The 5294-nt window shown below is 71.8% G+C and carries 7 protein-coding genes; 5 read left to right on the top strand and 2 right to left on the bottom strand.

Annotation, left to right across the window (positions count from 1 at the left end):
* Positions 1-680: SpoIIE family protein phosphatase (locus tag AB0C29_RS32210; protein ID WP_360828176.1), on the top strand; the 680-nt coding region annotated here is incomplete at its 5' end.
* 62 nt (positions 681-742) lie between these two features.
* Positions 743-1423: an HAD family hydrolase gene (locus tag AB0C29_RS32205; RefSeq protein WP_360828173.1), complete on the top strand. Its 681-nt coding sequence runs from the start codon at positions 743-745 to the stop codon at positions 1421-1423.
* A 5-nt stretch (positions 1424-1428) separates the two neighbouring features.
* On the opposite strand, the gene AB0C29_RS32200 is transcribed toward AB0C29_RS32205, so the two are convergent.
* Positions 1429-1866, bottom strand: a complete 438-nt coding sequence (locus AB0C29_RS32200; RefSeq protein WP_360828171.1) for a hypothetical protein — start codon at positions 1864-1866, stop codon at positions 1429-1431.
* Positions 1867-1934: 68 nt separating this feature from the next.
* Positions 1935-2744: an SDR family oxidoreductase gene (locus tag AB0C29_RS32195; protein WP_360828168.1), complete on the bottom strand. Its 810-nt coding sequence runs from the start codon at positions 2742-2744 to the stop codon at positions 1935-1937.
* Between the two features lie 81 nt (positions 2745-2825).
* On the opposite strand from AB0C29_RS32195, the gene AB0C29_RS32190 reads away from it, so the two are divergent.
* The 3 genes from AB0C29_RS32190 to AB0C29_RS32180 all read left to right on the top strand — a co-directional run.
* Positions 2826-4094, top strand: a complete 1269-nt coding sequence (locus AB0C29_RS32190; RefSeq protein WP_360828164.1) for a cation:proton antiporter — start codon at positions 2826-2828, stop codon at positions 4092-4094.
* A gap of 157 nt (positions 4095-4251) precedes the next feature.
* Positions 4252-5034: a VOC family protein gene (locus AB0C29_RS32185; RefSeq protein WP_360828161.1), complete on the top strand. Its 783-nt coding sequence runs from the start codon at positions 4252-4254 to the stop codon at positions 5032-5034.
* Between the two features lie 36 nt (positions 5035-5070).
* Positions 5071-5294: DUF3072 domain-containing protein (locus tag AB0C29_RS32180; RefSeq protein ID WP_360828158.1), on the top strand; the 224-nt coding region annotated here is incomplete at its 3' end.

The following is a 5294-nucleotide window of genomic DNA, read 5'->3' as shown; positions in this document are numbered from 1 at the left end:
GCCCAGCCGGCGCCGAGCTGGTGCAGGTGCCGCCGGGTGCGCCGCTCGGGCTGGGCGGCCGATGGCGTACGACGGTGCTGCAGCTGGAGCCCGGCGACTCGATCCTGATGTTCAGCGATGGCGTCGTGGAGCGCCGCGACCGGCCGCTGAGCGCAGGCCTCGCCGACCTCGTGGCCGCAGCCGCCGCGGCGACCAGCGGTGACCCGCGCAACCTCTGCTCGCTGGCGACCGCGGCCGTGTCCGGCAGCACCGACGACGACGTGGCGGTGCTGGCCGTGGAGCGGGCGGTGACGCTGAGCCGTTCGGCCACGATGCTGGTCCCGGCCGAGCCGACCGGCCCGAGCCGGGTCCGCCAGTGGATGTCGACCCGGCTGCGGGAGTGGTCGGTGCCGGAGCCGGTGATCGGCGCGGCCATCCTGTGCACCAGCGAGCTGACCACCAACGCGCTGCTGCACGCGGGCACCCCGGCCCAGGTGCACATCGACCTGAGTGCGGAGCGCCTGCTGGTGTCGGTGGCCGACACGGGTACGCGAGGCAGCGTGACCCGGGCCCGGACAGACGCCCTGAGCAGCCGGGGCCGGGGGCTGGGCCTGATCGAGGAGCTGAGCGACACCTGGGGCACTGACCCGACGGTGCGCGGCTCCACGGTCTGGTTCGAGATGGTGATCCCGCCACGCTGATCCGGTCCCGCTGATCCGCCCCGGCCGCGTTTGCCGGCGCCGAACGGGGTAAACGTCCAGGTATGACAGCGAAACCCGGGGTCCTCTTCGACGTCGACGGCACCTTGGTCGACACCACGTACCTGCACACGGTGGCGTGGTGGGAGGCCCTGCGCCAGTTCGACCACGACGTACCGATGGCGGAGATCCACCGCGGCATCGGGATGGGCTCGGACAAGATCATCGACCACCTGCTCGGCACAGACCGGGACAAGGGCGCGGACGACGAGATGACCACCGCTCACGACATCCTCTACGGCGCCTGGTGGGAGCGCCTGCGCCCGCTGCCCGGTGCCGGGGACCTGCTCCGCGCCTGCGCCGACCGGGGCCTGGCCGTCGTCCTGGCCTCATCGGCCAAGGAGTCCGAGCTGAACATCCTGCGCAAGGTCGTCAACGCCGACGATGCGATCGCGGCGGCGACCTCGTCGTCGGACGCGAAGCAGAGCAAGCCGGCGCCGGACATCCTCGAGGCGGCGCTGGACCAGTCCGGGGTCGACCCCCGGCAGTCGGTCTTCGTCGGAGACGCGGTCTGGGACGTCAAGGCGGCTGCGAAGCTCGACATCCCGTGCATCGGCCTGGCCTGCGGCGGCACCAGCGCGGCGGAGCTGAAGCGGGCCGGTGCCGTCGCCACCTACAAGGATCCGGCGGAGCTGCTGCGCGACCTGGAGAACTCGCCGATCGCCGAGCTGCCGAAGCAGGCCTGAGCGGCTCAGCGCAGGTGGTCTGCGGTCCGCGGTCGGTCACCCGCGAACAGGGAGAACAACGCCAACGCGACGGCCAGCCCGGCCGCCACCGAGATGACGAAGCCCCGATCCATGCCCTGCGGCGCCAGCATCCACCCGGCGATCAAGGCGACCACGGCCGCGGCAACCATCGCGAGGCGGACGGTCCGCTGCGTCGTCTTGTTCCTGGTGGCACCGCCCGGGCGGTCGCTGGCCTGCTCGCGCTGTAGGCGCCATACGGCCACGGCGATGACCGCGGCACCTGCTGCGCCGGCGACACCGGTCACGATGAAGGGCACCGCCAGTCCGTAGAGGCCCGGCCCCGCGGCCCCCACCCCGGACAGGGCGAGCATCGCGAACACCACGACCGCGATGCTGTGCTGGACCACGCTGCGACGTAACCGCCGCTGTTCGGGATTCGTCATCGCGCTCTCCGCCCGCCGCTCCGGTCGGCGTCATCGTCCCACGCGGGCCCGCCCAGACCGGTCCCGCGCTAAGGGCGACGCCAGTCGTTGCCGGTCAGGTGGGAGCCGGCCTGCGGCCCCATGTTGAGCATCCCGCCGTCGACCGGCCACGAAGCCCCGGTCACATACGTCGCATCCGCCCCGGCCAGGAAAGCCACCACCGCCGCCACCTCGCGAGCATCACCCGGCCGGCCCAGCGGCACCCCCGGCCGGTCAACCCCGGTCGGATCCACGTCCTCCTGACCAGTCATCGGCGTCGCGATCTCCCCCGGCGCCACCGAGTTCACCGTGATGCCGTGCTCCGCCAGCTCAAGAGCCAGGACCCGGGTCAGCAGACCCAGACCACCTTTGGCCGCGCAGTACGCCCCCGCGCCCACCCGCGGCGCCGTCTCGTGGACGCTGGTGATGTTGATGATGCGACCGCCCCGGCCCGCCTCGACCATCCGGCGGCCGGCCCGCTGCGCGCACAGGAACGGTCCGTCGAGGTCGACGGCGAGCACCTGCCGCCATTCGTTCCAATCAGTGTCCAGCACCGGGGTGGTTGTGCCGGTACCGGCGCAGTTGACCAGCACGCCGATACCGCCGAGCGCGTCCGCCAGCTCGTCGATCACGTCCGCCGCCTGCGGCAGCCGGGTCAGGTCGAGGTCGCGGACCTCGGCGCGGCGGCCCGCCTGGCGGACCTCGTCGGCCGTGCGCTGCGCCTGCCCGGCGTCGCGGTAGCTGGTGATGCCCACGTCGTAGCCGTCCGCGGCCAGGGCGACCGCCACCGCCCGGCCGATGCCGGACTCGGATCCGGTCACCACCGCCACCCGGGGATGGTTCGCGTTTCTGCCAGTCATGGCGGCCGGGTACCCCGGCGCGGTGCCGACAATCACCCCGCCGGCGGCATGTTTTGCCCACGCTACGGGCAGTGCAGAGCGGTGCAGCTGTCCGACCTTCTCTTCGCCCTGCTCGGTGTGGGCGCCCTGCTGGCCGGAATCCTGCCTCGGGTCCTCGAACGCCGTCCCCTGTCCATGCCGATCGTCTTCCTCGCCCTCGGGATGGTCGTCTTCGCCCTCCCGCTCGGGCTGCCGACCGCCGATCCGCTCGCCCATCCGAAGCTCACCGAGCATCTCACCGAGGTGTGCGTGATCGTCGCCCTGATGGGCGCCGGTCTCAAGATCGACCGGCCGCTGACCAGGCGCCGGTGGTCGTCGACGTGGCGGCTGCTGGCCGTCGCCATGCCGGTCACCATCGCGACGGTCGCGCTGTTCGGCTGGTGGTGGGCCGGGCTGGTGCCGGCCACCGCGCTGCTGCTCGGTGCGGCCCTGGCCCCGACCGACCCGGTGCTGGCCGCGGACGTCCAGGTCGGCGAGCCGACCGACGAGGAGGATTCCGAGGACGAGGTGCGGTTCGCGCTGACGTCGGAAGCGGGCCTCAACGACGGGCTGGCCTTCCCCTTCGTGTACGCGGCCATTGCCCTGGCCACGGTCGCCGTGACCGGGGAGGGCTGGGTCGGCGAGTGGGTCCTCAAGGACGTGTTCTACAAGATCCTCATCGGTGTCGCCGGTGGCCTGCTCATCGGTAAGTCGCTGGGCCGGCTCTTCTTCCGGGCCCGCAACCGCAACCTGCGCCTGGCCCATCACGCCGAGGGTTTTCTGGCGCTGGCCGCGACGTTCCTGGCCTACGGGCTCGTCGAGGTCGCCGGTGGCTACGGCTTCCTGGCCGTCTTCATCGCCGCCCGCGGGATCCGCTCGGCGCAACGGTCGCACGAGTACCACCAGGTGCTGCACGACTTCGCGGAGCAGATCGAGCGGCTGCTCACCGTACTCCTGCTCCTGCTCCTCGGGGGCGCCGTGGTCGGTGGCCTGCTCGGCCCGCTCACCTGGCCCGCCGCCCTGGCCGGGCTGGCTCTGATCTTCGTGGTCCGGCCGGTGGCCGGCTTCCTGTCGCTGCGCGGGGCGCCGGGGCACGCGGCCGAGCACGCGGTCATCGCGGCGTTCGGCATCCGCGGCATCGGCTCGTTCTACTATCTCGCGTACGCGATGACCCACGCCACGTTCCCCGAAGTGGATGTCGTATGGGCGACAGTGGCCTTCGTCGTGGTCGTGAGCGTGGTGTTGCACGGCGTGGCGGTCACGCCCGTGATGCGGCTTCTGGACCGATACAACGAGCGGTCCCGGACGCCCGAGGAGCGACACGCTCAGTAATCGCCGTAACTATGAGTAATCTGCATGCCGCGAAGTCGTAGTTCTTTTAGGACATTGAACCCGGGCGTAGTGGCAGAGCGTATTCATGGCTGTAAGGTGATCGGCATCTCCCCCCGGGCCGAGATTCCACGATGGAACGACAGGAAAGGTGCGGCCGATGCGTATTCGGGGCTTTGCGCCGGCGACACCCTGCTGGGTCGAGCTGGCGAGTGCTGATCCCGCCCGCGCGGCGGACTTCTACGCCGGGCTGTTCGGCTGGGAACCCGCCGGTGACCGCTTCAAGCTCGGCGGCCGGGCCGCGGCCGGACTGACCCGCGCCCGCGTCGACCGGCCCGCCGGCTGGCTCACCTACCTGACCGAGCACAATCTCGAAGCGTCGATCACCCGGGTCCGCGAGGCCGGGGGCCGCCTGGTCAGCGAGCCGATCGAGGCCCGCGGCGGACGCTCGGCGCTGATCGCCGACCCGGCCGGCGCCCTGCTGGGCCTCTGGGAGAGCGCGGGCTTCACCGGCGCCCAGGTCGGCGGCGAGCCGGGCACGATGACCTTCCCGGAGCTGCTCACCGACGACGCGGAGGCCGCGGCCCGGTTCTACGGCCAGGCGTTCGGCTGGCTGCTGCGCGACGAGTACGGCAGCGACGGCACCCGCGGCGAGTGGATCACCACGGCCCACGACGCGATGGCCGGTCTGGCCCCGAGCCGTGGCGGCAGCTGGTGGCGGGCGGCGTTCCAGGTGGCCGACTGCTCGGCGACCATGCGGGCGTGCCGCGACCTCGGCGGCGACGTCATCTCCGGCCCGACCGACATGGGTTTCGGCAGCTACGCCGAGCTGCTGGACCCGTGGGGCGTGCCGTTCGCGGTGGCGGCCCCGGCGGCCCTGCCGGTGGAGCTCAGCATGTCGTTCACCCCCACGGCAGGCATGGAGTTGACATTCGGGGGGTAGTAGCACGCCTGTTCGAGAATTCGAGGAGGCAAGGCCATGGCGAATACCGACCAGGATCCGGCGTCGAACACGATCAAGGATCCGGCCGACTGGACCACCGGTGACGAACCGGCGACCGGCGCCCAGCAGTCGTACCTGCACACGTTGGCCTCGGAGGCCCACGAGGACGTGCCGGAGGAGCTGACGAAGGCCGAGGCGTCCCAGCGCATCGACGAGCTCCAGGAGAAGACCGGCCGCGGCCAGTCGGTCACCGCCACCTG

It is taken from the genome of Actinoplanes sp. NPDC048791 (assembly GCF_040650095.1).
Taxonomy (GTDB): domain Bacteria; phylum Actinomycetota; class Actinomycetes; order Mycobacteriales; family Micromonosporaceae; genus Actinoplanes.
The sequence above is the reverse complement of the archived record's forward strand: the minus strand, read 5'-3'. Positions and strand labels throughout refer to the sequence as shown.